This window comes from Kribbella sp. HUAS MG21, assembly GCF_040254265.1.
Lineage (GTDB): Bacteria > Actinomycetota > Actinomycetes > Propionibacteriales > Kribbellaceae > Kribbella.
The window spans coordinates 4,805,672-4,831,662 of sequence record NZ_CP158165.1 but is presented as its reverse complement, the minus strand read 5'-3'; the positions used below and the strand labels follow the sequence as shown (position 1 = coordinate 4,831,662).

21 protein-coding genes are annotated in these 25,991 nt (G+C 68.6%); 4 read left to right on the top strand and 17 right to left on the bottom strand.

What is annotated here, in order from left to right; translation table 11 throughout:
- Nucleotides 1-21 precede the first annotated feature (21 nt).
- The gene (locus tag ABN611_RS23645; protein ID WP_350274408.1) at nt 22-963 is read right to left on the bottom strand and encodes a hypothetical protein; all 942 of its coding nucleotides are present in this window, start codon (nt 961-963) and stop codon (nt 22-24) included.
- Nucleotides 960-1,298, bottom strand: coding sequence for a PadR family transcriptional regulator (locus tag ABN611_RS23640; RefSeq protein WP_350274407.1), 339 nt, complete (start codon nt 1,296-1,298; stop codon nt 960-962). The genes ABN611_RS23645 and ABN611_RS23640 overlap by 4 nt, the downstream gene beginning before the upstream one ends.
- Before the next feature lie 174 nt (nt 1,299-1,472).
- On the opposite strand from ABN611_RS23640, the gene ABN611_RS23635 reads away from it, so the two are divergent.
- Complete coding sequence (locus tag ABN611_RS23635) at nt 1,473-2,696, top strand: SGNH/GDSL hydrolase family protein (RefSeq protein WP_350274406.1); 1,224 nt, start codon at nt 1,473-1,475, stop codon at nt 2,694-2,696.
- Nucleotides 2,697-2,774: 78 nt separating this feature from the next.
- Here the strand turns inward: ABN611_RS23635 and ABN611_RS23630 are convergent, their stop codons facing one another.
- The 15 genes from ABN611_RS23630 to ABN611_RS23560 form a co-directional block, all read right to left on the bottom strand.
- Entirely contained in the window at nt 2,775-4,385 is a 1,611-nt protein-coding gene (locus ABN611_RS23630) for an extracellular solute-binding protein (RefSeq protein ID WP_350274405.1), read from the bottom strand.
- A complete protein-coding gene (locus ABN611_RS23625; protein ID WP_350274404.1) occupies nt 4,382-5,281 on the bottom strand; it encodes a carbohydrate ABC transporter permease in 900 nt (299 codons plus the stop codon). Before ABN611_RS23625 ends, ABN611_RS23630 begins: the two co-directional genes overlap by 4 nt.
- Nucleotides 5,278-6,150 carry an ABC transporter permease subunit gene (locus tag ABN611_RS23620; RefSeq protein ID WP_350274403.1) on the bottom strand — a complete coding sequence of 291 codons (873 nt, stop codon included), beginning with the start codon at nt 6,148-6,150 and terminating at the stop codon, nt 5,278-5,280. The genes ABN611_RS23625 and ABN611_RS23620 overlap by 4 nt, the downstream gene beginning before the upstream one ends.
- A 319-nt stretch (nt 6,151-6,469) precedes the next feature.
- The gene (locus ABN611_RS23615) at nt 6,470-7,408 is read right to left on the bottom strand and encodes an MBL fold metallo-hydrolase (protein WP_350274402.1); all 939 of its coding nucleotides are present in this window, start codon (nt 7,406-7,408) and stop codon (nt 6,470-6,472) included.
- Between the two features lie 3 nt (nt 7,409-7,411).
- The gene (locus ABN611_RS23610) at nt 7,412-8,185 is read right to left on the bottom strand and encodes an enoyl-CoA hydratase/isomerase family protein (RefSeq protein ID WP_350274401.1); all 774 of its coding nucleotides are present in this window, start codon (nt 8,183-8,185) and stop codon (nt 7,412-7,414) included.
- Nucleotides 8,178-9,365, bottom strand: a complete 1,188-nt coding sequence (locus ABN611_RS23605; protein WP_350274400.1) for a CoA transferase — start codon at nt 9,363-9,365, stop codon at nt 8,178-8,180. Before ABN611_RS23605 ends, ABN611_RS23610 begins: the two co-directional genes overlap by 8 nt.
- Nucleotides 9,362-10,114 (bottom strand): SDR family oxidoreductase, encoded by a 753-nt coding sequence (locus ABN611_RS23600; protein WP_350274399.1) that lies wholly within the window; start codon nt 10,112-10,114, stop codon nt 9,362-9,364. Before ABN611_RS23600 ends, ABN611_RS23605 begins: the two co-directional genes overlap by 4 nt.
- A gap of 5 nt (nt 10,115-10,119) precedes the next feature.
- A complete protein-coding gene (locus tag ABN611_RS23595) occupies nt 10,120-11,970 on the bottom strand; it encodes a right-handed parallel beta-helix repeat-containing protein (RefSeq protein WP_350274398.1) in 1,851 nt (616 codons plus the stop codon).
- A 1-nt stretch (nt 11,971) separates the two neighbouring features.
- Nucleotides 11,972-13,810 (bottom strand): right-handed parallel beta-helix repeat-containing protein, encoded by a 1,839-nt coding sequence (locus tag ABN611_RS23590; protein WP_350274397.1) that lies wholly within the window; start codon nt 13,808-13,810, stop codon nt 11,972-11,974.
- A 5-nt stretch (nt 13,811-13,815) separates the two neighbouring features.
- A complete protein-coding gene (locus tag ABN611_RS23585) occupies nt 13,816-15,675 on the bottom strand; it encodes a right-handed parallel beta-helix repeat-containing protein (RefSeq protein WP_350274396.1) in 1,860 nt (619 codons plus the stop codon).
- Nucleotides 15,676-15,702: 27 nt separating this feature from the next.
- Nucleotides 15,703-16,497, bottom strand: a complete 795-nt coding sequence (locus ABN611_RS23580) for a hypothetical protein (protein WP_350274395.1) — start codon at nt 16,495-16,497, stop codon at nt 15,703-15,705.
- Nucleotides 16,498-16,520: 23 nt separating this feature from the next.
- On the bottom strand, nt 16,521-18,452 hold the full coding sequence (locus ABN611_RS23575) for a hypothetical protein (RefSeq protein ID WP_350274394.1): 1,932 nt from the start codon (nt 18,450-18,452) through the stop codon (nt 16,521-16,523).
- Complete coding sequence (locus ABN611_RS23570) at nt 18,449-19,327, bottom strand: carbohydrate ABC transporter permease (protein WP_350274393.1); 879 nt, start codon at nt 19,325-19,327, stop codon at nt 18,449-18,451. Before ABN611_RS23570 ends, ABN611_RS23575 begins: the two co-directional genes overlap by 4 nt.
- The gene (locus ABN611_RS23565) at nt 19,324-20,205 is read right to left on the bottom strand and encodes a sugar ABC transporter permease (protein WP_350274392.1); all 882 of its coding nucleotides are present in this window, start codon (nt 20,203-20,205) and stop codon (nt 19,324-19,326) included. Before ABN611_RS23565 ends, ABN611_RS23570 begins: the two co-directional genes overlap by 4 nt.
- Entirely contained in the window at nt 20,202-21,482 is a 1,281-nt protein-coding gene (locus ABN611_RS23560; protein ID WP_350274391.1) for an extracellular solute-binding protein, read from the bottom strand. The genes ABN611_RS23565 and ABN611_RS23560 overlap by 4 nt, the downstream gene beginning before the upstream one ends.
- Nucleotides 21,483-21,659: 177 nt before the next feature.
- On the opposite strand from ABN611_RS23560, the gene ABN611_RS23555 reads away from it, so the two are divergent.
- From ABN611_RS23555 to ABN611_RS23545, 3 genes are read left to right on the top strand one after another with little or no spacing between them, the layout of a single operon-like run.
- Nucleotides 21,660-22,787: an FCD domain-containing protein gene (locus tag ABN611_RS23555; protein ID WP_350274390.1), complete on the top strand. Its 1,128-nt coding sequence runs from the start codon at nt 21,660-21,662 to the stop codon at nt 22,785-22,787.
- Entirely contained in the window at nt 22,780-23,574 is a 795-nt protein-coding gene (locus ABN611_RS23550; RefSeq protein WP_350274389.1) for an amidohydrolase family protein, read from the top strand. Before ABN611_RS23555 ends, ABN611_RS23550 begins: the two co-directional genes overlap by 8 nt.
- Nucleotides 23,544-25,973 carry a glycoside hydrolase N-terminal domain-containing protein gene (locus ABN611_RS23545; protein ID WP_350274388.1) on the top strand — a complete coding sequence of 810 codons (2,430 nt, stop codon included), beginning with the start codon at nt 23,544-23,546 and terminating at the stop codon, nt 25,971-25,973. Before ABN611_RS23550 ends, ABN611_RS23545 begins: the two co-directional genes overlap by 31 nt.
- Nucleotides 25,974-25,991 lie beyond the last annotated feature (18 nt).

Here is a 25,991-nt window from a genome sequence, read left to right as displayed (position 1 = left end):
ACCGGGTAGTCCGCCTCCTGCTCAGGTCCTGCGGCTGACGATGACGGCCGACAGGCCGGTCAGCATCGCGGCCACCACAACGCCGATCACCACGGGCGCGCTCAACAGGAACGTGGAGTGCGTCAGGCGGCTGGAGTAGTACAAGAACAGCCAAGGTACGGCGTTCACAGCGAACGCGGCGGCCCACGCCCGGCGTCCCGCGGTCAGCAGAACAGCGGCGACCACGGCCAGCGCGATTCCCACCAGGACCCCGCCGGAGGTCCGCAGTTCGACCTGGTCCGGGTGCCGGTAGAAGAGCCAGGGGTCCGGCCCGAGCGACCTTCCGGTCAGGAACAGGGCCACGGCCGTGGGTACGGCGGCCAGCGTCAGGAACAGCCTCCGGGAGTTGCGCGGGGGTACCGGTGTACCCACGGACGCCAGCAGGCAGATCGCGGCGATGAACAAGAGCATCCAGCTCGGCGGTCGCGAGATCGAGTAGCGCAGCGCGAACTGCTCGATCGGCCCGAACTGGATCACCAGCGCGATCAGACCGCCGGCAGCAGCGAGCCGCCGTCCGGCGGTTGCGCGACCACAAGCCACGAACCCTGCGGCGAGCAGGCCTGCGAGGTAGCAGAGCACGCCCGTGGTCAGATTCGCGACCGGCGCCGGATCGAAGCTTGTCGACGGATCCCACGGCGCCCATTCCCCGAACACGAGAAGGGTGAGGCTGATCGGCACCAGGAGCGCCACGGCAATCACCGACACGCGATCGCGAACGCTGCGAACGCTGCGGCCGGGAAGCGCCCTCGAGTCCGGCTTCAAGCGGAGCAGGACACCATGAACTGCCAGGTTGAGCAGATCCCGGTAGTCGGCGCGGCCGTTGTCCTCGGCGGAGTCGAGCAGCAGGCCGATCACCTCCTCCCCGTGCTGCGCACGCCACCAGCGCGGGTAACAGGCGAGCGTGGCGCGACGAACGGCGCTCATGCGGCACCCCCGGACGGGCGCAGACGGAGGCGGTTGAAGGCCTGAGCGGCGTTGGACTGCAGGCGCGCGGCTTCGGTCGCGAGCGCGGTCGCGCCGGCGTCGGTGAGTTCGTAGTACCGGCGGAGACGGCCGTCGACGATCTCTTCACCGGCCGGACGGACCAGCCCTTCGTCGCAGAGGCGATCGAGGGCGGCGTACAGCGTGCCGGGGCGGAGCTTCACCCGGTCGCCGGACAACGTCGCGACTTCGGTGATCACCGCGTAGCCGTACTTGCGGCCGTCGGCGAGCGCGGCGAGGACGAGAAACGTCGGTTCGCGCATGGCTGAGGAAGGCATGCGCCGAGCATAGTCAGTTGTTCGGTATATGCCAACCATCGATCTACCCAGGGTTTGTCGACGATGCGCACTGCTGTCGGCAGGTCGACCGTTCGGCGCGCGAGGGCGGCCGTTGGGCGACGGAAGCTGTGCAAACGATTGCAAGCATGGCTATTCAGCGGTGACTTGATGGGCATGACTTCTACGTGGCGCCGGGTGGGCGCGAGTTTGCTGGTGACGGCGGTGGGTGCGGCGGGTCTGGTGGCGGCCGCGCCTTCCGGGGACGAGACGACGGCGGAAGGGACCGGGCTGGTCACGACCTGGGGTGCGGCGGACGACATCGCCGGCGGGACGTTGAGCGACATGACCGTGCGGAACATCGTGCGGACGAGTGTCGGCGGCGAGGACCTGCGGATCCGGATCTCCAACGCGAACGGCGACCAGCCGCTGGTGTCGGACTCCGTGTACGTCGGGCGGCACGCCGGCGGGGCGAGTGTGGTACCGGGGTCGAGCCGGCGGCTGACGTTCGGCGGCAGTACGACGGTGACGATCCCGCCGGGCGCGATGGCGGTCAGCGATCCGCTGCCCGGGACGGTGCCGGCACTGACGAGCCTGACGGTCAGTCTGCACGTGGTCGGGACGACGGGCGTGATCACCGCGCACAACCGGGCGATGCAGCACAGCTACAAGTCGACTTCGGGTGACCACGCGGCCGACGAGTCGGGTACGGCGTACCAGACGGAGTCGTCGGCGTGGTTCTTCCTGAACGCGGCGATCGTCGAGGCGCCGCGCGAGGTGCAGACGGTCGCGACGCTCGGCGACTCGATCACGTCCGCGGTCGGTACGACGATCGACACGAACCGGAGGTGGCCTGACATCCTCGCGGCGCGGTACGCCGGACTGCCCGAGCCGCGGCGGCTGGCGATCTCGAACGAGGGGATCTCCGGGAACCGCGTCCTCGGCGGGATCGCGAAGGCGGGCAGCGCCGGGCCGAGCGCGCTGGCGCGGCTGGACAAGGACGTGCTGACGAAGCCCGGCGTACGGACGGTGCTGGTGCTGGAGGGGATCAACGACATCTACGCCGGGGCGACGACGGAACAGTTGATCGCCGGGTACCGCCAGCTGATCGCGCGGGTGCACGCGTCCGGCCGGTGCATCGTCGGCGGGACGCTGACGCCGATGGGCAGCTCGTTCGTCTACTCCCCTGAGAAGGAGGCGACGCGCCAGGCAGTCAACACGTTCATCCGCACCAGCGGCGAGTTCGACGCGTACGTGGACTTCGACGCCGCAACCCGAGACCCGTCCAACCCGACCCGCCTGGCACCGGCGTACGACGACGGCGACGGCCTACACCCCAACAACGCCGGCAACGAGGCCATGGGCAACGCGCCCGACCTCGACTCCCTACGCTGCAACTGAAGCTTGCCCATCAAGGTGGAGGGTTGCCCCCTGGAAATTTCAGGGGGCAACCCTCCACTCCAGGGGGCAACCCGCAGGCTACTGGTCGCCCTTGATGGCTAGGGCTTGTTCTAGTTCGTTGCGGATGGCGTCGGCGCCGGATTTTCGGTAGTTGGTGACTGCTTCGTCCCAGGCGGAGAGGTCGGCTCGGCCTAGTTGGATGTCCTTGGTCAGGGCGTCCATGCGGGTGTCGAGGACCTTGCCTTTGGTGGATTGGGTGGGTGAGTAGAGGCCGTACGTGGGCGACAGGATTGCTGTCGGGAGTACTGCCTTCAGGTGGTTGTACAGGTTGTCCACTGCCTCGGGGTGGCCGGGGAAGTAGGCGGGGTACGGGCCGTCGGCCAGGTATTGGACGGGGAACTCGCCCAGGCACACCTCGCTGCCGCCGTCCTTCGTGAGTTGCGGATCGGTGCCGTTGAGCGTGTAGTGCCGCCCGGGCAACCCGAACTTCCGGAACAGGTACTCCTCCGTCCCGAACGGCGCCGCGAACCAGTTCAGCACTCGCAGCAGCGTCTTCGTGCGTTCCGGCGAGCTCGGCCGGATCGCGGCGATCGAGTTGTTCGGGGACCCGAGCAGCACCCGCCCGACCTTCCCGCCGGACGCCCGCGGTACCGGGATCGTGATGCTGAAGTTCTTGTTCGTCGCGCGCCGGTAGAAGCTCTGGATCGACGAGTACGAGTCCTGCGTCATCACCGCCGACCCCTGCGTGAACCACACCTTCTGGTTGGCCTTCGCCACCCCGTCCGGATGGATCAGCCCGTCCTTCACCATCTGCCGGGTGATCGCCAGCAGTTCCTTGTGTTCCGGCAACTCCCGGCTGTGCACAAGCTTCCCGTCGCGCACCTCCCAACCGTTCGGCAACCCGAGCATCGCGCTCAGCGAAGCGGTCGGCGGCACCGCGAAGCCCCACCGGTTCTTCTTCCCGTCGGTGACCGCTTTCGCCACCTTCACGAGTTCGTCGACGGTCGGCGAGCCGATCTCGACGCCGAGCTGGTCGAGCAGGTCCTGCCGTACCAGCAACGTGTTGGACGACATCACCCCGCGCTGGATCGGTACCGCCCGGATCCCGCCGGAGAACACGCAGCCCCGCCACGACGCCGCCGGCGCGTTCGCGAGGAACGGGTACTCGAGGATCGCGTCGCCCGACAGGTACTCGGTCAGGTCCTGTGCCCGCGCCTCCAGGAACTGCGGCAGGTACGCGAATCCGCCGTCCACGTTGAACAGGTCGCCCAACGTGTCACCCGCGACCGCCGTGGCGAATTTGTTCGGGTAGTCCGCCGCCGACGTGATGTTGAGCCCGAGCGACGACCCGAGCCGCCGGTTGAGCTCCTGCCAGTACGGGTTCCGGTCGGCCGTCGGCGGGATCGGGTTCGACGTCGGCGCCGAGCCGGTCACGTCGGCGCCGTCGCCCGGCGCCCCGTCGCTGACCTTCACCGGCCGCTCTGGGAACTTGTAGAAGCAGTCCGGCATCAACGGATGGCTCCGCGGCAGGTCCGGCTGCGGTCCCTCGAAGCGTTTGTACGTCGGCAACGCGACGGGCTTGTTCAACGCCGCGATGTCGGTCGACCGGGTCACCGTCGAGCACCCGGTCAAGCCGACGGCGGCAGCGGCCAGTGAGCCGCCCAGAAGGGTCCTTCTGCTGATCGTCATCCCTTCACCGCCCCGGTCAGCATGCCCTTGGCGAAGTGCCGTTGGAGGAACGGGTACACGATCAGGATCGGTACCAGCGACACCACCAGGATCGCCATCTGGATCGACTCCTGCGGCGGCAACTGGTCGGCCGACGCGCCGCCGAGGTCACCGCTGCTGAGCTCGGTGTTGTTGACGACGTACGTCCGCAGTACCAGCTGCAGCGGCCACTTCGCGGTGTCGTTGATGTAGAGCATCGCGTTGAAGAACGCGTTCCAGTACCCGACCGCGTAGAACAGCCCGACGACCGCCAGTACCGCCCGGGACAGCGGCAGCACGATCGACCAGAAGATCCGGAAGTCGCCGGCCCCGTCGATCCGCGCGGAGTCGAGCACGGAGTCCGGGATGCCCATGAAGAACGAGCGCAGCACGATCACGTTGAATCCGCTGATCGCCGTCGGCAGGATCAGCGCGAGCAGCGAGTCGAGCAGCCCGAACTCCTTGACCACCAGGTAGTTCGGGATCAGCCCGGGGCTGAACAGCACGCTGAACAGCACGATCATCAGGATCGGCCGCTGCCCGAACGTCCCCGACCGGCTCAGCGCGTACGCGAGCATCGTCGACCCGGCCAGGCTGATCAGCGTGCCGCCCACGGCGACCACCGCACTCACCATCAGCGCGCGCTGCACGACCCCGCCGTTGAAGATCGACTGGTACGCGTCCAGGTTGAACGCGTCCGGCCAGAGCACGAACCCGCCGGAGTTCGTCACGTGTTCCTGGCTCGCGATACTCGTCGAGATCACCCCGATGAACGGCACGATCACGACCGCGCAGCAGATCACCAGGACGACGCCCTTGAGCACCCGCGCCGGCATCGCGGGACCGTCGTCGATCCCCTTCGCCTCGATCGAAGTCACTTCTGGTACACCCCCGCCTCGCCGAAGATGTGGGCGATCTTGTTGGCGCCGATCACCAGGGCGACGCCGATCAGGCCCTTCACGAGACCGACCGCGGCGGACACGCCCCATTGGCCGGCCAGTACGCCGTTGTTGTAGACGTACGTGTCGAGTACTTCGCTCGCCGGTCTGCCGACCAGGTTCTGCTGCAGGATGATCTGCTCGAACCCGACCGTGAGCGAGTCGCCGAGCCGCAGGATCAGCAGCAGGATGATCAGCCCGCGGATCCCCGGCACCGTGACATGCCACAGTTGCCGCCAGCGCGAGGCGCCGTCGACCCGCGCGGCCTCGTACAGCCCCGGATCGATCTGGGTCAGCGCGGCGAGGAACAGGATCGTGCCCCACCCGGTGTCCTTCCAGATCACCTGGCTGGTGAGCAGCGCGATGAAGCCGTCCGGGTTGCCGAGGAAGTCGATCGTGCCCATCCCGCGCTCGCGGAGGAAGTTGTTGATCAGCCCGCTGCCGCCGAGGATCTGCTGGAAGATCGCGATCACGATCACCCAGGACAGGAAGTGCGGCAGGTACAGCACCGACTGCACGACCCGCTTGATCCGCTCGGACAGCAGGCTGTTCAGCAGCAGCGCCAGCGCGATCGGCGCCGGGAACACGAAGATCACCTGCACCACGGTGATCAGCAGCGTGTTCTTGAGGGCGTTCAGGAACTCCGGGTCGCCGTTGAAGATCACCGCGAAGTTGTCCAGGCCGACCCACGCGCTGCGCCCGAGCGGCACGAACGGCAGGTACTCCTGGAACGCGATCAGGTTCCCGAGCAGCGGCAGGTAGTGGAAGGCCAGTAGCAGGGCCAGACCGGGCAGGGCCATCAGCAGCATGACCTTGTCCCGGCGTGCCCGCGCCCACCAGGACAGTTGGTTGCCGCCCGACGGTGATCTACTGTCCGTAGCCGTGCCCGGTGGTCCGGATCCGGTCACGCCGGCGCGGTGGACGGACCCTTCGGCGGGCCGGGTCCGGGTTTGCGGGCTGAGAACTCCGTCTGTTTGAGCCACGCGACACTCCCAGGGTCGATTCGTCGCTCCCTCACTGGAGAGCGCTTTCCGTTCTCCTGTGTTCGACCTTGTCGCGATTTGGGCAGTCCGGCAAACCCTTACCGGTGTGTTGTGCCGAAATTGAACGCTATCCGGAGCCAGTGCCTCACGGACGGTGGTGCCAGCGGGCCTCCGCGCCGCCGCGCCGGGCGAGGCGTTCCAGGTGCGCCCGCGCCATCCGGACCGTCTGCAGGTTGATGCCGCCGTACGTGCCGAGCTCGGTCCCGATCGCCGTGGCCAGCTCACGCACAGTCAGCGAGCCGCGGGTCCGGAGCAGCCGCACGGTGAGCGTGTCGACGGCGGTCACCCACTCGAGGCTCTCCTCGATCAGCCTCCGGCCGGTAGTCGCGTCGACCGCGTCGCCGTGCGACGGCACAAGCAGGTCGAAGTCCAGCTCGAGCAGCCGCGTCAGCCCGCTCACGTACCGCTCGACGTCGGTGTAGAGCGGCGCCAGCCACAGCGCACTGTCGAGGAACGGCCTCCCCCGCCCCTGCACGTCGTCGAAGGTGAACAGTGTCCGCGACGGCTCGTCCAGTACGGCGATGTGCCCGGGGCTGTGACCGCTCGTCGTGATCACCCGCAGCGGACGCTCGGCCGGCAGCCGGTCCCCGTCGCGCAGCAATACGTCGATCCGCACCCGCTCGTCCAGCATCTCGAAGAGCTCGGACCGTTCGGCCTCCGACAGTTCCATCGCGTCCGGGTCCGAACCCCACAGCTCGGACACCAGCCGCTCGTTGTCCTCGAGCCACCCGGCCTCCAACGCCGGCGCCGCGAACCGTGCCGCACTGTGCCGACGCAGTACGGCGTTGCCGCCCATGTGATCGGGATGCGCATGGCTGTTCACCACCAGCGTCAGATCCGGCAGGCCGAGCCCGAGCGAGGCCAGCTCGGGCGCGGTGGACGACTCCGGTGTCGACGCGATGCCGGCGTCCAGCAGGACGAGCTCCGAGCCCGCGTCGATGACGTGCAGCCAGAGCGGCAGCCCGCAGACGTGCGGGTAGTCCGTTGCCAGCCGATGGATTCCCGGCGCGATCTCGTCAGCCACGACTCACCGTCCTTCGAAGGTTCCGGTACGACGTTCAGCGAACGCCGCGCGCCCTTCGGCGGCATCCTGGGTGCCCAGCGCAACGGCCTGCAGCTCGCGCTCGTACTGGATCGCGGCCTCCAGGCCCATCGACCAGGCCGCGCGGAGGTTCGCCTTCGCCGCCGCGGCGGCGACCGGTGGCCGCGCCGCGATCCGGTGTGCGAGCTCGGTTGCGGTGGGCAACAAGTCGTCGGCCGCCAGGATCCTGCTGATCAGACCGATCCGGAGTGCTTCGACCGCGTCGATCGGGTCGCCGGTGAGCAGCAGCATCGCCGCGTCACTCGCCGGCACCGAAGCCGCGAGCAGTGCCGTCACTCCCCCGCCGCCGATCCACCCGAGCTTGATCTCGGCCGCGGCGAAGCTCGCCGTCGCGGAGGCGAGCCGGATGTCGCAGGACAGCGCCAGCTCCAGTCCGCCGCCGTACGCGTACCCGTTCACCGCCGCGATCACCGGTGTCCGCAGCGAGCGCAGCGCGTCGCAGTAGTCGCGCCGGTTCCGGAAGTGCCACGGGCCGTCGTACCGGTCGAGCTCGCCGATGTCGCTGCCGACCGAGAACGCGCGGTCGCCCGCGCCGGTCACCACGACCGCGCGGATCGACGGGTCCTCGTCGATGCGCGGGATCAGCTCGAGCAGCTCGGCACTCATCGAGCGGGTGGCCGCGTTCAGTTTCGCGGGCCGGTCGAGCGTCAGCAGCCCGACGTGCCCGTCCTGCTCGAAGCGGATCCGGCCGTCATCCATGGCGTACCGCGCCCTTCTCCAGCAGCGCCTGCCGTCTCGCCGGCGACACACCGAGCTCCGTCAGCAGCTCGTCGGTGTGCTCACCGACCAACGGAGCAGGGCGCCGTACGTCGGCAGGTGTCCGGCTGAAGCGGTACGGGAAGCCAGGTGTCGTCACAGTGCCCTCGGTCGGGTGCTCATACGTCACGAACGACTCGTTGTGCAGCACCTGCGGATCCGTGCGCAGGTCGTCGTACGACAGCACCGGGCCGCACCACACGCCGCGCTCGCGCAGCTTGAGCATCCAGTGCTCGGTCGTCTCGCGGCGCAGTGCCGTCGACACCGCCGCGGCGATCTCGTCACGGCGCGCGAACCCGTCCCGTTCCGCGTCCAGGCCGGCCAGTTGCGGCGCGTCCAGTACTTCGGCCAGCACCGGGAGGTTCGCGAACGCCAGCGAGATGTAGCCGTCCGCGGTGGTGAAGATGCCGTACGGCGCGCGGATGTAGCTGTGCGCGTGGACCTGCTCGGACCGCGTCTGCGGTACGCCGCCGACGGTGTGCACCGACAGCTCCTGCATCTGCAGGGCGATGACGGCGTCGAGCATGTTCACCTGGACGAGCTGGCCCTCGCCGGTCCGCTCCCGGTGCAGCAGCGCGGCCAGCACGCCTTCGAAGGCGCTGTACGCCGTGACCGCGTCGGCCAGGAAGTACGGCGCGGCGACGGGCGGCTCGTCCGGACGGCCGGCGCTGAAGAGGGCACCGCTCATCGCCTGTACCAGTAGGTCCTGGCCAGGCCAGTCGGCGTACGGGCCGCTCTCGCCGTACCCGGAGATCGATACGTAGACCAGGGACGGCTTCAGTGCGCGCAGGGTCTCGTAGTCGACGCCTAGGCGTGCGGCTACGCCGGGGCGGTAGTTCTGCAGGAACACGTCGGCCGTGCGCACCAGGTCGTAGAGGAGTTCACGGCCCTCGTCGGACTTGAGGTCCACGGCGAGGCTGCGCTTGTTGCGGTTCAGCGACAGGAAAGACGCGTTCACCTCGTTGCCGGCGGCACCGCCGGCGGAGGTGTGCCGCTGCCATTCGCCGGTCACCGGCTCGACCTTCACCACGTCCGCACCGAGGTCGCCGAGCCGCATCGCCGCCAGCGGACCGGCCATCGCCACGGATACGTCCAGTACCCGGTAGCCGCCGAGGATGTTCATTGCGCCGTCCATCCCGCGTCGACCGGCAGCACCGCGCCGGTGATGAACGACGCGTCGTCACTGGCCAGGAACGCGATCGCCGCGGCGACCTCGGACGGCCGGCCGATCCGTCCGAGGGCGTGGTGGCGGTCGACCATCGCCTGCATCGCGCCCGGGTCGTCCTCGCCGCCGACCTTGCCGTTGCGGATCAGCGGCGTGTCGATCAGGCCGGGCGCCACGCAGTTCGCGCGGACACCGGCGCGGCCGTGGTCGAGGGCCATCGCGCGCGTCAGGTTCTCCACGCCGGCCTTCGCCGCGCAGTACGCCGACCGGTTCCGCTCCCCGACGGTGCCGATCGCCGACGAAATCGTGACGATCGCGCCACCACCCTGCTCGACGAAACCGGGCAGCACCGCGCGGCACGAGATGTAGACGCCGGTCAGGTCGACGTCGAGAATCGTCCGCCATTCGTCGGGCGAGGTGTTCGGCACGGTGTCACAAACATCCACCCCTGCGGCACACACCAGCACGTGCACCTGTCCCACCTCGGCAACCACCTCGACAGTCCGCGCCAGGTCGGTGACATCGAGCTCGAACGCCCGCGCCGCGCCGTTCAGCTCGGCGGCGAGCCGCTCCGCGGCCGCGCGGTCGCGGTCGCAGACGACGACTGTGCCGCCTTCGGCGGTGATGCGGCGGGCGGTGGCCGCGCCGATCCCGGAGGCTCCTCCGGTGATCAGCGCGACCTTGCCTGCAAACCTTTCCGTATCCATGACCTCTAGGGCTTCTCGTAGGGGAACGAAGGCAGTACGCCGATCCGGTCGTACTGCATCTTGGAGTCGTCGAACCCGGCCTCCCAGCTCACGTTCGAGAACGTGTCGCACGGCCCGGCCGACGGCCCGTGGTACGGGTCGCTCTCGGTGTTCGTCACCTTGACGTCCGAGAACGCGAACCCGCAGCCGCCGAAGTCCATGTGCACGCCGTACGGCTTCGCGTCCGGCATCGACGGGTCGGCGTTCGCGTCGTCGATGATCAGCTGCGACACCTCGGAGTCCGGCGTGTACGGCGGCTGGTTGCGGACGCCGTACGCGTAGAACGGCCCGGTGTCCCCGCTGTCCTGCGCGAGATGCGACAACCGGACGTACTTGACGGTGTTCCCGCCGGTGTAGTTGTCCGCGTTCGGGATCTCCGGCCGCGACTCGATGCTGATGCCGTACCGGGCGCCGTGCTCGACGACCGTGTGGCTGACCTCGTTGCCGCCGCTGTTCATGATCTCGACGCCGGCCGAGTCACCCGGCACCAGCTCGCCGATGTGATGGATGTAGTTGTTGGTGAAGAGGTTGTCGTGGGCAACATCACCCTCCCCCGGCCAGCCGCCCTCGATCTTGATCCCGTCGTTGCCGAGATGCTCGAACAGGCTGTCCGACACCGTCGTCTTCTCGTTCGCGAACAGCAGCTCGATCGCCGTGAACCCGGTCTGCTGGATGTGCAGCCTGGTCAGCTTCACGCCGCGCGTGTTGGTCAGCGTGATCGCGCCCCACCGGTTCCGCGGCAGCTCGATCTGGGTGTCGTACTTCGGGTACTTGTGCTTGAAACCCGAGTCCCCCGTCCCGTTCCAGCCGTACCGGTACCAGTCCATGAAGTCGGTGTGCTGGACCCTCAGCCCGTCGAGCGTCAGGTTCTCCACCCGCCGGTTCGGCGACGCCCCGGCGATCGAGAACACCTGCGTCTGCGTCGGCCGGTACACCGTGACGCCGTCCATCGTGCCGCCGCGCGGCTTGTAGTACAGCGTCTTCGCCGGGTAGTCCAGGTAGTACTCACCGGCCTGGTCGAGCAGGCTCAGCGAGTTCTGCACGAAGTACCGCGAGCCGCCGCCGGAGTTGATGAATCCGTACCGCGCCGGGTACACCAACGTGGTCCGCTTCTTGGTGAAGTTGATGTCGAGCATCGGGATCGTGTCGGTGAACCACGACCACGAGCCGCCCGACCAGACCGTCACCTGGGCCGGCCACGACGTCCCGAGCCGCAGGTCCCACGACGGGTCGATGTCGCCGGTGTTGAACCCGAGCTGGTCGCGGACCGCCTCCTTGGTCGGGTCGAACAGGATCGACCGCAGGTACGGCGCCCACTTGTCGTCGGACGCCCGGTTCGGGTACCGCGCGGTCGTCGCGCGCTTGCCCTCGGCGTACAGGCTGTAGAACGGCTGGCTGATGTCGACGGGCGCCTTGAAGATGCCGTCCTTGTACGGCGTCCAGCCGGTGACCTCGCGCCCCGCCTCGAAGACCGCCTTGCCCGGACCGTCCACGCTGCGGTACGTCACGTTCGAGTCGCGGTCGTCGAACGTGATCGTCTTGTCCACCCGGTACGTCCCGGCCCGCAGGTTCACCACCGCCGTACAGCCGGAATGCCCGGTGGTCCGCAGTACGTCGCGGGCCCGCTCGACCGTCTTCCATGGCTTGCGTTCGGTACCCGCGCCGGTGTCGTCGCCGCCGGGCGACACCCAGTAGGACTTGCACGCGGGGTCGGCGGCCGGGGCCGCGCCGGCTCCCAGCGCCGAGCCGCCCACGACTGCCGCGGGGACGAGCAGACCGACCGCGAGGCCGATCAAGAGTCCTGAACGTGTCGACATGTCACCGTCCTTCCACGTCGTACGGGAAGGAGGGCAGCACGCCGATCTTGTCGTACTCCATCCGGCCCTGGTCGAAGCCCGCCGCCCAGTTCGCGTTGGTCACCTGGTTGCACTGGTACGACTGGTACTTGTCGTCGGTCACCGTTCCGACCTCGATGTCGGTGAAGCTGAACCCGCAGCCGCCGGCGTCCATGTGCACGCCGCGCGTGCCGCTGTCGGGCATCGACGCGTCGGGGATCACGTCGGTGATCACGAGCTGCTTCACCGTGTTCTGCACCGGATGCGGCTCCTGGTTGTCGACGCCGTACGTGTAGAAGGCGCCCATGTCACCGCTGTCCAGGCCGGTCTCCTCCAGCCGGATGTAGGAGAACTCGTTGCCGTACGCGTAGCCCTCGCCGTCCTTCACCTCCGGTCTGGCCTCGAGGGTGATGCCGTACCGGGCGCTGTGCTTCACGACGACGTGCGAGACCTTGTTGTTGCCGGTGTTCATCAGCTCGATCCCGGCCGCGTCACCCGGCACCAGCTCGCCGACGTGGTCGATGTAGAGGTTGGTGAACGTGTTGTGGTTCGCGACGTCGCCCTCGCCCGGGTACGGGCCCTCGACCTTGATGCCGTCCGCGCCGATGTTCTCCAGCAGGCTGTCGGCGATGGTCACGTGCTCGTTCGCGGACAGCATGTAGACGCCGTGATAGCCCGTGTCGCGCAGATGCATCCCGGTCAGCTTCACGTTGCGCGTGTTGGTCAGCGTGACCGCGCCGAACCGGTTCCGGGTCATCTCGATCTGCCGGTCGTACTCCTTGTACTTGTGTTTCTGGCCGGAGTCGCCGGCGCTGATCCACCCGGAGCGGTACCACTGCATGAAGTCGGTGTTCGCGATGCCGATGCCTTCGAACGCGATGTCGTGCAGCCGCCGCGCCGGCGAGACGCCGCTCAGCGACAGGACCTGGGTCTGCGTCGGGCGCAGTACCCGCTTGCCGTCCATCGTGCCGCCGCGCGGCTTGTAGTACAGCTCCTTGTTCGCCCAGTCGAGGTAGTACTCGTCCTCGGCGTCGAGCAGGTCCAGCGAGTTCTGGACGAAGTACCGCGAACCGGACCGCGAGTTCATCATCGCGTACCGCGTCCAGTAGTCCAGCGTGACCTTGTTGTCCTTCCAGTCCGGGTTCTTGATCGGCACTGTGTCGGTGAACCAGCTCCACGAGCCGCCCGACCAGATCATCAGCTGCGCCGGCCAGTCGGTGTAGCTGCCGAGGTTCCAGGTCTCGTCCCACTCGCCTTCGGTGAAGCCCACCTGGTCGCGGATGGCCTCCTTCTCCGGCTCGATCAGGACCGACTTCAGGTACGGCGCCCACTCCTCGTCGGAGCGCCGGTTCGGGTACCGGGCGGTCGTCGCCCGCTCGCCGTCGACGTACAGCGTGTAGAACGGCTGGTCGACGTCGACCTTCGCCTTGAAGATGCCGTCCTGGTACGGCGTCCAGCCGGTCACCTCGCGCCCCGCGTCCAGGACCGCCTTGCCGGCGCCGTCGACGCTGCGGTAGGTGACGCCGGAGTCGCGGTCGTCGAACGTGATCGTCTTGTCGACCAGGTAGGTCCCGGCCCGCAGGTTCACCACCGGCGTACAGCCGGCGTGCGCCCTGACCCGCAGGGTGTCGCGGGCGTGTTCGATCGTCTTCCAGGGCTTCGACTCGGTGCCCGGCGCCCGGTCGTCGCCGTCGGGCGCGACCCAGAACGAGCTGCAGTTGTCCTGCCCGGCCGGGGCGGCGGCGCGCGCCGCCACTCCGCCTCCGAGGACAAGAGCAGGCAGGGCCAGGCCGGCCAGCACTCCCGCCGCGAATCGTGACATCGCGATCACCGGCCCGCGACGTCGTACGGGAACGAGGGCAGGACGCCGATCTTGTCGTACTCCATCTTCGACGCGTCGAAGCCCGTGACCCAGTCGGCGTTGGTCACCTCGTTGCACTGGTACGACTGGTACTTCTGGTCGGTCACCTTGCCGACCTGCACGTTGCTGAAGGCGAAACCGCAGCCGCCGGCGTCCATGTGCACGCCGCGGGTACCGCCGGCGTCCGGCATCGACGGGTCCGGGATGACGTCACCGATGACCAGCTGGTCGACGGTGTTCTGCACCGGGTGCGGGTCCTGGTTGTCGACGCCGTACGTGTAGAAGGCGCCCATGTCACCGCTGTCCAGCCCGGTCTCCTCGAGCTTGATGTACGTGAACGTGTTGCCGCTCGTGTACTGCTCGCCGTCCTTCACCTCCGGCCGGGACTCCAGGCTGATGCCGTAGCGGGCACTGTGCTTGACGTGGATGTTCTGAATGGTGTTCTTGCCGGTGTCCATCAGCTCGATGCCGGCCGAGTCACCCGGGACCAGCTCACCGATGTGGTCGATGAACACGTTGGAGATCGTGTGGTTGTTGCTCAGGTCGCCCTCACCCGGCCAGCCGCCCTCGACCTTGATGCCGTCGGCACCGATGTTCTCCAGCAGGCTGTCGGTGATCTTCGTGTGGTCGTTGGCGAACAGCAGGTAGATCCCGGTGAACCCGGTGTCGGACACCCGCAGCCGGCTCAGGTCGATGTTGCTGGTGTTGGTCAGCGTGATCGCGCCGAACCGGTTCCGCGGCATCTCGATCTGCCGGTCGTACTCCGGGTACTTGTGCTCGAGTCCCGCGTCACCGCTGGCCACCCAGCCGTTGCGGTACCAGCTGACGAAGTCGGAGTACTGCACGCCCAGCCCGTCGAAGGTGACGTCGTGCAGCCGGTCGTCGGCGGACTTGCCGGCCAGGTTCAGCACGGTCTTCACCGTCGGCCGCAGGACCTTGACGCCGTCCATGGTGCCGGCCCGCGGCTTGTAGTGGACCTCGCCGGCCTTGAAGTCGACGTAGTACTCACCCGGCTGGTCCAGGAAGCTCAGCGAGTTCTGGAAGAAGTACCGCGAACCGCCGCGGCTGTTGACCATCGCGTACCGGGTCCAGTACTTCAGCGTGGTCTGCGTCTTGCGGAAGTTGGTGTCCAGCAGCGGGATCGTGTCGGTGAACCACGACCAGGAGCCGCCGGACCAGATCGTCACCGACGCCTGGCTCATGTCCCAGCTCGGGTCCCAGTCGCCCGGGTTGCCCCACAGCCAGTTGCGGACGTCCATCTTGTCCTCTTCGTAGAGGATCGACGTCATGTACGGCGACCAGGTCTCGTCGGTGCCCCGGTTCGGGTACCGGGCGTTGGTCGCGCGCTTGCCGTCCTCGAACAGCGTGTAGAACGGCTTCGACTTGTCGAACTTCGCCTTGAAGATCCCGTTCTGGGTCGGCGTCCAGCCGGTCAGCTCCTCGGCGCCCTGCAGCGTCGCCTTGCCGGGGCCGTCGACACTGCGGTAGATCACCCGGTGGCCGTTCAGGCCGGAGTCGCGTTGGTCGAAGTCGATCGTGGAGGTGACCGGGTACTCGCCGGCCTTCAGGTTGACGGTGATGTCGCAGTTCATCCGCTGGTTGAGCTGCTTGTCGCGGATCTCGTCGCGGGCCCGGGTGACCGTCTTCCACGGTTCCTTCTCGGTGCCCTTGTTCGCGTCGTCGCCGGTCGGCGCGACCCAGAACGTGCTGCAGTCGACGGCACCGGCGGGCTGGGCGTTGAATTGGACGGCCGCTACCGACACCAGGGCAGCAGCGACCACCCCGGCGCCGACGCTGAGCGCCGTACGCCTGGTTCTCTTGGACATTTCGGGCGGGGTCCTCTCTCGGGGAGGTCAGGCGCCGGCGTTGCCGTTCTGGCTGCGCCAGCGTTCGTACTCGAGCCGGGTCTTCTCGTTCAGCGGGTAGTAGTCGCGCAGCGGGGCGCCCTCGTCGATGCGGCGCCGGCTGAACTTCTCCCACTCGTCGTGCTCGGCGGCCGCCTCGATGACGGACTCGGCACGCCGGCGGGGGACGACGACGGCACCGTCGTCGTCGGCGAGCACCAGGTCCCCGGGCAGCGTGAGGACGCCGCCCACCGCCACCGGGACGTTGTACGCCCACGGGAACAGTTCGGACTGGGACGCGTAGTGCGGGGTGGCTCCGGTCGACCAGATCGGGACGTCGAGCTGTGCCACCCGGGGCACGTCGCGGATCCGGCCGTCGACGACGATGCCGGCGCCGCCGCGGAGCTTGAAGTAGCGGACCAGCATGTCGCCGAAGCAGCCCGTGGTGTGGCTGCCGTACGCCTGGACCACCAGGACGTCACCGGGCTGGACCTCGTCGAGCACGGCCCACAACGCCGTACTGCGCTCGATGTACTCCTGGGTCTGCCCGTCGGCGATGTCCTCACGCTGTGGCATGAACTGCAGGGTCAGCGCGCGGCCGACCACCTTCTTGCCGGGGAACATGCTGGTCGGACCGTCGACGAAGGTCCGGCGGATGCCCTGGTTGTGCAGCCGGGCGCAGGCGGTGGCCGACCCGATCGCGGACAGCCGCTCCACCAGTCCGGGGTCCGGCGCCGGCGGGGTGTCGCCGCGCACCGGCAGCTCCCAGACAGGCGTCACCGGAGCTTGTTCCGTGCTGCTCATATGTCTCCTCGGTACTTGATGGGTCACAGCGCCAGATGACCGGCGCGGTAGGTGTTTCTGGTCAGCCGCAGGTCGAGGCGGATGGTCCGGCCCGGCGGCATAGTCACTTCGAGTCTGTTGCCGCCGACCACGACTGTCCGGCGGGCCGGGTCCGGCGGTGTCGACAGGTACGCCGGGGACGGGCCCGGGTAGTCACCGGTGCCGTCGGCCGCCGTCGTGACCGTGGCCTCGTCGATGCGGTCGGTGCCGAAGCTGCCGGCCTGCACCACGACGCGGCGGGTCTGCGTCGCCGACAGGTTGACGAGCTGGAGACCGGTCAGGTCCGGCTCGACGGTGTCGACCAAGGCGGCCACGTCGGGCGGCAGTCCGGGCCGTCCACGATCCGGGTCGAGGTACAGAACCCGCAGCGGCAGCAGGCCGCCGTTGTAGAGCAGCTGCGGCGTACCCGTGGTCAGTTGGAGCAGTGCCTCGGTGGCGACCGGGTTGTGTCGCTGCCAGTGGTGGATGTTCATCTCGGCGGGGTCGACGGTGTCGATCGCCATCAGGTCCATCCGGCGCTGCACCTGCGACAGCGCGACGCCCAGCATCGCCTCCGGGTAGCCGGGGTTGTCCCCCGCGAGGTAGGCGAGCCAGGGAGCCTCGTGGCCGGCGTCCTCCTTGTTCCGGAAGTCGCGGACCGTCCGCCAGTCGTAGCCGCTGCGCTCCCGCAGCTTGGTCAGCCGGTCCCGGTCCGACGACTCGAACGCGGCCTGCCACAGCCACATCGGCAGGCCGAGCTGCGGCGGCTGGTAGTCGAACCAGCCGTCGTCGTTGTGCCGGTTCGGGATCAGCAGCGTCGGGTTCGCGCAGTCCGGACCGAGCTCCGCCTCCCAGCGGTCCCGGATGCTCATCTCGGTCTCGTCGACAGCGCCGTCGATGCCGCGCTCGTACAGGTGGTCCAGCAACTGCCGGGCGAAGTCCAGCCGCTTCGAGTCACCCGTGAGTACGACGCCGTTCAGCGCGGCGATGCAGGCGGCCGAGCCGACGCTGTAGACGCCGTGCGGCCAGTTCCAGCCGTAGTTGCCGCCGTACCAGCGGCCGTCGTGGAGCTCGCCGACGATGCCGTTCGGGCCGACGTTGTCGGGCAGCAGGCCGCCGTTCGCCTTGGCCCGCTCCTCCCACGCGTCGAGGTACTCCAGGGTCCAGGCGGCGAACCGGTCGCTGTGGTCGTACAGCCAGGCGTTCGCGGTCAGGGTGGTCGCGGCCAGGTTGACTGCGGTGTCACCAGCACCGAGTCGGCGGATCATCTCCGCGCCCATCAGGTCCGCATTGGTACTCAGGTCGTCCCAGCTGCTGATGCCGGGCACGCCGGACAGCGGCAGGCCGAAGACCCGCATCCGCTCCTGGTTCGTCCCGAACGTCCGCCACTCGTCGTTGATCCCCCAGCGCGGCCCGCCGGCGCCGTTGTGCGGCGCGCGGATCGTGCGGGTCGCCGGGTCGTAGTTGCCCGCGGGCGATCCCGGCAGGTACAGCTCGGCGAACCGGTAGGCGCGCTCGCGGAACACCTCGTCGCTCGGGTCGGCGGCGCACAGCGAGTAGAAGAAGATCATCGACTCGCCGATGTGGAACCAGTCGTAGCCGCGCTCGAACTCGTCGACCAGGAAGCCCAGGTCGGTGAGCTGCCGGGTGACGCCCTCCCAGTGCCACTTCGACACGTCGATCAGGTCGTCGGCGCCGCCGAGCTGGTAGAGCACCGGCCAGTTCACGAACGCCTCGTAGAAGTCGTCCGCACCGTCGCGGCTCTGCATCGGACCGGCGTACCGCAGGCCGCCGTCGGGCAGGCAGTAGCGCTCCCGGAACAGCCACCAGCCCTCGTCCATCACGTCGAACAGGCGGCGCTGCATGATCGCCCAGGCCGGCGGGGCGCCGACCGGGATGTCGGCAATGATCTGCTGCGTTGATTCGTCCTGGCTCATCCCTTGGTCGCCCCCGCGGTCAGGCCGCTGATCACGTGCCGCTGGAGCAGCACGAAGATCACCAGCAACGGAGCCACCGCGAGCAGCAGCGTCGGGAAGACCACCGTGTAGTCGGTGGAGTACTGGCTCACCGCGGCGTACACACCGGTCGTCACGGTGTAGAGACCGCTGCCCGGGCCGAGGATGATCTGCGGGTTCACGAAGTCGTTCCAGACCGAGAACGTGTTCAGGATGACCATCGTCACCACCGCGGGCTTCATCAGCGGGAACACGATCGACCAGAACACCCGGTGCTTGCCGGCCCCGTCGACCGCGGCCGCCTCGTCCAGGCTCGCCGGGATCGTCATGATGTACCCGGCGTACAGGAAGATCGAGAACGGCAGCGTCAGCGTCGTCTCGAACAGGACGAACCCGGGGATCGTGCCCATCAGCCCGAGGAACTTCAGCGTGTAGACGACCGGGATCACCAGCACCTGGCTCGGGATGAACGTCCCGGCCACGAACAACAGCAGGAGCATCCGGTACCGGCGCTCGCGGCGCCGCGCGATCACGTACGACACCGGGCCGGCGAGCGCCACGGACAGCACGTTCACCGACACCACGAACAGGATCGTGACGGCGTACCCCTTGAGGATGTTGAAGTCGGGGTTCGTCGCGGCCTTGCGCAGGTACTCCGTGGTGAACTGGTCGGGCGACAGCGAGAACGGGTGGGTGAGGATGTCCTGCTGCGACTTGAACGCGCTGACCACCAGCAGGTACATCGGCACCAGCATCAGCACGCTGGTCAGCACCAGGAACGCGATCCGTCCCCAGCCCTTGGTCTTCAACGGTCTCAGTTGCACAGCCGCCACCCGCGGCATCCTCAGTGCACTCACGCCTGCACCCCCTGGTCAGCGCGCGACCGCAGCCGCGCGACGGTGAGGGCGAGTCCGGCGGTGATGACCATCAGTACGACGCTCTGCGCCGAACCGAAGCCGAGCGCGTTGTTGTGGAACGAGTCCCACAGGATCAGGTACGCCGCGGTCTGCGTCGACCCCGCCGGGCCGCCGCCGGTCAGCGACACCACCAGGTCGTACGTCTTCAGCAGCGTCACCAGCGACAGCACCAGGTTCACGGTCACGACCGGCGCCAGCGCGGGCAGCGTGACGTTGAAGAACGTCTGCCGCTTCGAGGCGCCGTCGATGTGCGCCGCCTCGAGCAGGTCCTTCGACACGGTCTGCAGACCGGCCAGGTAGAGCACGACGTTCACGCCGAAGCCGGCCCAGACCAGCACGCCGATCAGGCTCACGAGCGCCCAGTTCGGGTCGGACAGGAACGGCAGTACTTCGGCCCCCTTGGACGTCAGCCAGCCGTTCACCACACCCGAAGTACCGAGGACGGCGCTCCACAGGAAGCCGACCACCAGCGCGCTGAGCACGTGCGGGTAGAACAGCACGATCCGGAAGAACGCGTTCAGCCGGGAGGCGCCGTTCACCAGCAGCGCGAGGCCGAGGCCGAGCACGCTCAGCAGGATGGTGCCGACTGCCGCGATCAGCAGCGTCACCCAGCCGGCCCGGATCGCCTCCGCGCTCTGGGTCAGGTTCACGTAGTTCTTCAGGCCGACGAACGCCGGGTTCGCGCTGTAGCCGTCCCAGTCGGTGAGGCTGAGGTAGAGCGACAGACCGACCGGGACGACCAGCATGACGACGAACAGCACCAGGGCGGGGCCGACCATACTGAGGGTCGTCAGCCTTGTCGTCAGGCTGCCTCTCACGATTTCGAGCCCATCCAGCTGTCGATGCGGGCCGCGACGTCCTTCGCGCTCTTCCCCGTGTAGAGGCTCTGGACCGCCTTGTTCCACTCGCCGTTGAAGCCCTGCGGCAGCGTGTTGGCGCCGTACCCCTCACCCTGGGCGACCTGCTTCGGCGCCTGGTCGAGGATCTCCTGCACCTGCCTGCCGAGCGGCGACAGGTTGTCGGCGTAGCCCTGGCGGAAGTTGCCGTCCTGCGCGAGCTGGCTCTGCACGGCGGTCTTGTCGGTGGCCAGCCACTGCACGAGCTTCACCGAGAGGTCACGCTGCTTGGTCGCCTTCAGCACCATGTACGGCATGGCCATCGTGACGCCCTGCGGACCCGGTGACGGCTGGCCCGCCTCGGTCGGCGCCGGGAACACGCCGAGGTCGAACGCCGGCTTGGCGTCGTCGGCGGTGCGGACGAACCAGCTGCCCATGATGTACATCGCGGCCTTGCCGGACAGGAAGTTGGTCTGCGCGCCGACGTCCTTGAGCCCGAGTGCGTTCTTGTCGACGTACCCGTTCTTGATCCAGGACTCGTAGCGCTCCAGCAGCGGCAGCATCGTCTCGCCGACCTTCAGCTGGTCGGAGTTGACCTGCTGGTACCAGTCCGGGTACTTCGTGGCGATCGACGGGTCGCTGAGCTGCAGCAACTGCAGGCCGGTCACGTAGTCGCCGGCCGTCTGCAGCGGCAGGTAGCCGGCCGCCTTGAGCTTGCCCATCGCGGCGGTCAGCTCGTCCAGGTCCTTCGGCGGGGCGCTGATCCCGGCCTTGGCGAACGCGTCCTTGTTGTAGAACACCAGCGACTGCGCCTGCTGGCCGACACCGACCGTGTACACCTTGCCGTCGACCTTGGCCTGCTCGACGAGCGGGGTGTCCTTGGTCCACGCCTGGTCGCTCAGGTCGAGCATCTGCGGCGCCAGCACCTTGTCGGCCATCAGCGTCTCGACGACATCCGGCGCGTTGCCGGCCGCGAGCAACTGCGGCAACGTGTCCTTCACGCCGGAGCCGGTCGGCGCCTCGATCTTCACGTCGACGCCGGGGTTGGCTTCCTCGAAGGGCTTGACCAGGCCCTCCCAGTAGCTCTTGGTGAGGTTGGGGGTGATGTTGACGAGCATCCGGACTTCGCCGGTGCTGCCGCCGGCAGCACCCTTGTCGTCGCTGAAGCCGCCACCGCCGCAGCCCGCCGCGCCCACCAGGATCACAACGGATGTCAGCAGGCCGAGCTTGCCCTTGAGCGTGCGGGCCGAACGAGCCATTTCGGGGTCCTCCTCGGATCGACCCGGCGTCGGGGGCGGCCGGGCGTCGTTATCGAGTGACGATGCAGAGCGGGCCGGTGAAGTGTCAACGATTACGCGACAAAGTGGACGTTCTGAGTCAGAAGTCCGTGCCATAAGGGGTTGGCAGAATCCTGTGAACGGGGTCACCATGCAGCCATGCCCGATCCCGGAAGACCCAAGTCGCCGCTGACCCTGTCGGTGGCCGAGCGGACCGCGCTCAGCCAGCTCGCCGCCGCGCCGCGGACCAGTCCCGCGATGCGGCTGCGGGCCCGGATCGTGCTGGCCAGCGCCGAGGGCCGCTCGAACAAGGCGGTCGCCGACCTGCTCGAGGTCACCCCCGGGACGGTCGGCAAGTGGCGCCGCCGGTTCCTCCGGATGGGCATGGCCGGTCTCGACGACGGGATGCGCAGCGGGCGGCCGCGGATGGTCGACCGGGTGCAGCTCGGGGCCGCGGCGGGGTCTGCTGCGCCGGGATCGATGGCCGATTCCGGACACCGGCCGTCGACGCGCGAGCTCGCGGCGACGTACGGCGTCTCGCAGTCGACGGTCTCGCGGCGGCGCCGGGAAGAGGTCCAGCACTACCGCTCCAGTGCTGGAATCGACCTCGGCGCGAATCCTGCCGCTCCGCTGTTCTCCGGTGACCCTGAATTGCTGTCGGACCGGGTGTACGAGGCGATCCGCGGCTGGATACTGTCCGGCGAGCTGGGTCCGGGGATGCGGGTGGTCGAGTCCGAGATCGCGCGGGTGCTCGGCACCAGCCAGACGCCGGCGCGGGAGGCCGTACGGCGGTTGGCTCACGAGGGGCTGGTGACGTACCGGCCGCGGCTCGGGAACTTCGTCACCGAGATCTCCCAGGTGGAGGCGCGGGAGGCGCGCGAGGTCCGCGTGCTGCTCGAGTCGGCGGCGGCGCGGCGGGCGACCGGGCACGTGCCGCCCGAGGAGCTCGACCTGCTGCGGATCCAGGTGCAGCGGATGAGCGAGGCAGCCGAACACCACGACATCGGTGCCTTCCGCGAGGCCGATCTGCGCTTCCACCGCCAGGTGCTGGCCACCAGCGGCAACTCGATGCTCCTCCGCGTCTGGCGCACCCTGGAGCCCGCCCTCTGGAGCCTCCAGGTCGTCTCGAACGCCATGTACGCCGGCGACTGGGGCCTGATGGCCCGCCGCCACCTCGACCTGATCGCCGTCCTCTCCGGCACCGACCCTGAAGACTCCGCCCGCCTCTTCGCCGCCCACGCCCGAGGCGAAAGCTCCATCACCAGACCGGCCGCCCACCATGATTGACGCCCACGTCCATGTGTGGGAACTGCGGCGGCGCGCGCTGCCGTGGCTCCACGCCGGTCATCCCCTCCGCCGCGACTTCACCCTCGAGGACATCGCCGACGTTCCCGAGGTTGTGTTGGTGCAGGCGGATGCTGATCCGGGGGAGGTGGATGATCTGCTGGCGTTGGCTCGGCGGACGCCGGCCGTGGTGGGTGTGGTGGGTTGGTTCGACTTGCTCGACTTTCCCGATCGGTTACCTGATGATCCGCGGTTGGTGGGGGTGCGTAGCCCGCCCGTGGATCAGCACGACGGTCGTGCGTTGACTGCTCCCGCGCACCTGCGCGGTGTGCGGGCCGCCGCTGACGCCGGCCTCGCCGTTGACCTGCTCCTCCGCCCCTCCGCCCTGATCGGGGCCGCGCGGCTCGCGGACGCCGTACCGGACGCGCGCCTCGTGCTCGACCATCTCGGGAACCCGACGACCGCCACCGCCGAGTGGCGCGCCGGGATGCGGGCGCTCGCCGAGTGCCCGAACGTGGTCGTCAAACTCTCCGGCACCGCCCACCTCGCGACCGCCGACCTCCGCGCACTGGTCGACGTCGCCCTCGAACTCTTCGGCAGTGAACGGTTGCTGTTCGGCTCGGACTGGCCCGTGTGCACGCTGGCCGCGACCCGCGCCGAGGTGATCCGCCGTACGACGGCACTGCTGCCACCCGCCACCCACAACGACGTGTTCCGTGGCACCGCCCAGCGCATCTACCGCCCCAGGGAGACCGCCCCATGTCCGAATACACCCGCCGGCAGGTCCTGAAGACCGCCGGCGCCGCGGCCGGCACCGCAGTCGTAGCCGGCTCACTGACCACCCCTCTGACCGCCGCCGCGGACTCCCCACCCGGCAGCGACACCAACCCGCTGAAGCTCTGGTACACCAAGCCTGCCACCGAATGGCTCCAAGCACTTGCCATCGGCAACGGACGGCTCGGCGCGATGGTGTACGGCGGAACCGCCGCCGAGACCCTGCAGCTCAACGAGGACTCGATCTGGGCCGGCGGCCCGCACCAGTACGACGACCCGATGGGCAAGGAGGTGCTGCCCGAGATCCGCCGCCTGATCGCCGAGGAGCAGTATCTCGAGGCGCAGAACCTCGCCGACGAACACTTCATGGGCCGTCCCACCGAGCAGATGCAGTACCAACCGGTCGGCTACCTCAACCTCGCCTTCCCGAGCATCGACCCGGCCGCGGTCACGTCGTACCGCCGGGAACTGGACCTGACCACCGCGACCACCTCGGTCAGCTACGAGCACGCCGGCGTCCGCTACACCCGCGAGGTGTTCATCAGCCACCCGGCGCAGCTCCTGGTGATGCGGATGACCGCGAGCCAGGCCGGCGCCCTCACCTTCGACGCGACGTACACCACCGAGCAGGCCGCGACGCCGGCGACGTACGACGAACGCACCCTGGCGCTCAACGGGATCAGCGGCGACGCCGAAGGCCTGAAGGGCTCGGTCAAGTTCTGCGCCCTGCTCCGCGCCTTCACCGAGGGCGGCACCACGACGGTTGCCAACGGCAAGCTGTCGGTCGCCGGCGCGGACGAGGTGATCCTGCTGTACTCGGTCGGCACCAGCTACCGCAACTACCTCGACGTCAGCGCGGACCAGGTCGCCCGCGCCGCCGCACCACTCAACGCGGTCGGCCGCCCGGCGTTCGGCCAGCTGCGGCACGAGCACATCGCCGACTACCAGCGCCTCTTCGGCCGCCTCGACCTCGACCTCGGTACGTCGGCCTCGATCGTACTCCCGACCGACCAACGGATCGCGGCGTTCCGCAACGGCGGCGACCCGCAGCTCGCAGCGCTGTACTACCAGTTCGGCCGGTACCTGCTGATCTCCAGCTCCCGCACCCCGGGACAGCCCGCGAACCTGCAGGGCATCTGGAGCTACAAGATGCTCCCGGAGTGGCAGAGCAAGTTCACGCTGAACATCAACTGCGAGATGAACTACTGGCCGGCCGGACCCGCGAACCTGGCCGAGTGCTGGGACCCGCTGTTCCAGATGATCAGCGAACTGTCCGAGTCGGGCGCCCGGACCGCGGCGACGATGTACGACGCCCCGGGCTGGGTCGCGCACCACAACACCGACGGCTGGCGCGGCACCGCACCGGTGGACTTCGCGTACTACGGGGTGTGGCCGACCGGAGGCGCCTGGCTGTCACTGCTCTTCTGGGAGCGGTACGAGTACACCGGCGACCTGGAGATTCTGCGCAAGTACTACCCGGTCCTGCGCGGCTCGGTGGAGTTCTTCCTGGACCAGCTGCAGACGGACGCGAAGACCGGCTGGCTGGTGACCAGCCCGTCGCACTCCCCCGAGCTCAAGCACCACGACTACGACAACGTCGGCGTGAGCATCTGCGCCGGCCCGACGATGGACATGGAGATCCTCAACGACCTGTTCAAGGTCTTCGGACAGGCGGCCGCCGTCCTGGGTGAGGACTCCGCGATGGCCGCGCAGGTCGCCGCGGCGCGCGCGAAGCTGCCGCCGATCCAGATCGGGTACCTCGGCCAGATCCAGGAGTGGCTGATCGACTGGGAAGAAGCCGCTCTGGAGACGAGTCGACATGTCTCACACCTGTGGGCGGTGTTCCCGAGCGACCAGATCACACCGCGCCGTACGCCGGCACTCGCCGACGCCGCACGCAAGTCGCTGGAGCTGCGCGGTCCGGCGGTCACCGCCGGGTGGTCGCTCGCCTGGAAGCTGAACCTGCGCGCGCGGCTCCTCGAGCCGGACAACGCGTACAAGCACCTCACCCAACTGCTCGCTCCCGGCCGGACCGCGCCGAACATGTTCGACCTGCACCCGCCGTTCCAGATCGACGGGAACTTCGGCGGCGTCTCCGGCATCACCGAGATGATCATGCAGAGCCACTCCGGCGAGCTCGCGCTGCTGCCGTGCCTGCCGTCCGCCTTCCCCACCGGCCGGGTCCGCGGGATGCGCGCCCGCGGCGGCTTCGACCTGGAGTTCTCGTGGTCGAACGGGAAGTTGACGAAGGCAACGATCCGGTCGCTGCTCGGCAACCGGCTGCGGCTGCGCACCGGCGTCCGGGTCGACGTCAGGTCGTCCGAGGGCCCGGTGGCGTTCGCCCGGCCGGAGGACGGCGTCGTCGAGTTCCGTACCCGCCGTGGCGTCGACTACTTCATCGAACCGCGCGCCTGACCGCGCACCCCGCCCCTG

Excerpts from the sequence above, each read along its gene's own strand:
- ABN611_RS23545 (WP_350274388.1), top strand. The coding sequence starts at position 23,544 with ATGTCCGAATACACCCGCCGGCAGGTCCTGAAGACCGCCGGCGCCGCG.
- ABN611_RS23610 (WP_350274401.1), bottom strand. The coding sequence starts at position 8,185 with ATGGATGACGGCCGGATCCGCTTCGAGCAGGACGGGCACGTCGGGCTG.
- ABN611_RS23555 (WP_350274390.1), top strand. The coding sequence starts at position 21,660 with ATGCCCGATCCCGGAAGACCCAAGTCGCCGCTGACCCTGTCGGTGGCC.
- ABN611_RS23635 (WP_350274406.1), top strand. The coding sequence starts at position 1,473 with ATGACTTCTACGTGGCGCCGGGTGGGCGCGAGTTTGCTGGTGACGGCG.
- ABN611_RS23585 (WP_350274396.1), bottom strand. The coding sequence starts at position 15,675 with ATGTCCAAGAGAACCAGGCGTACGGCGCTCAGCGTCGGCGCCGGGGTG.
- ABN611_RS23550 (WP_350274389.1), top strand. The coding sequence starts at position 22,780 with ATGATTGACGCCCACGTCCATGTGTGGGAACTGCGGCGGCGCGCGCTG.
- ABN611_RS23590 (WP_350274397.1), bottom strand. The coding sequence starts at position 13,810 with ATGTCACGATTCGCGGCGGGAGTGCTGGCCGGCCTGGCCCTGCCTGCT.
- ABN611_RS23630 (WP_350274405.1), bottom strand. The coding sequence starts at position 4,385 with ATGACGATCAGCAGAAGGACCCTTCTGGGCGGCTCACTGGCCGCTGCC.
- ABN611_RS23645 (WP_350274408.1), bottom strand. The coding sequence starts at position 963 with ATGAGCGCCGTTCGTCGCGCCACGCTCGCCTGTTACCCGCGCTGGTGG.
- ABN611_RS23600 (WP_350274399.1), bottom strand. The coding sequence starts at position 10,114 with ATGGATACGGAAAGGTTTGCAGGCAAGGTCGCGCTGATCACCGGAGGA.
- ABN611_RS23560 (WP_350274391.1), bottom strand. The coding sequence starts at position 21,482 with ATGGCTCGTTCGGCCCGCACGCTCAAGGGCAAGCTCGGCCTGCTGACA.
- ABN611_RS23580 (WP_350274395.1), bottom strand. The coding sequence starts at position 16,497 with ATGAGCAGCACGGAACAAGCTCCGGTGACGCCTGTCTGGGAGCTGCCG.
- ABN611_RS23605 (WP_350274400.1), bottom strand. The coding sequence starts at position 9,365 with ATGAACATCCTCGGCGGCTACCGGGTACTGGACGTATCCGTGGCGATG.
- ABN611_RS23575 (WP_350274394.1), bottom strand. The coding sequence starts at position 18,452 with ATGAGCCAGGACGAATCAACGCAGCAGATCATTGCCGACATCCCGGTC.
- ABN611_RS23620 (WP_350274403.1), bottom strand. The coding sequence starts at position 6,150 with ATGCTGCTGATGGCCCTGCCCGGTCTGGCCCTGCTACTGGCCTTCCAC.
- ABN611_RS23595 (WP_350274398.1), bottom strand. The coding sequence starts at position 11,970 with ATGTCGACACGTTCAGGACTCTTGATCGGCCTCGCGGTCGGTCTGCTC.
- ABN611_RS23640 (WP_350274407.1), bottom strand. The coding sequence starts at position 1,298 with ATGCCTTCCTCAGCCATGCGCGAACCGACGTTTCTCGTCCTCGCCGCG.